At 57.8% G+C, this 249-nt stretch carries 1 pseudogene; it reads left to right on the top strand.

What is annotated here, in order from left to right:
* Window positions 1-249, top strand: a pseudogene (locus AC6UDG_RS07750) (hypothetical protein); the annotation flags it as partial.

The following is a 249-nucleotide window of genomic DNA, read 5'->3' as shown; positions in this document are numbered from 1 at the left end:
GATGCCGCCTCTTTCTGTCTTCGGCCTGGCGCTGGGGCCGGTCTGGTTAAGCAGCATCATAGGGGTACTGTATCTGGTGTGGCTGCTCAACCTTTACAACTTCATGGACGGCATCGATGGCCTTGCCAGTATTGAGGCCATTTGCGTATGTCTGGGCTGGGCCTTGCTTTACTGGGTTAGCGGCCATGCTCAGGCTGCATGGCTGCCGCTATTACTGGCGGCGTCCGTGGTTGGCTTCCTGTGCTGGAA

The sequence above is a fragment of the Fructilactobacillus sp. X2R1C1 genome, from assembly GCF_059901435.1.
The sequence above is the reverse complement of the archived record's forward strand: the minus strand, read 5'-3'. Positions and strand labels throughout refer to the sequence as shown.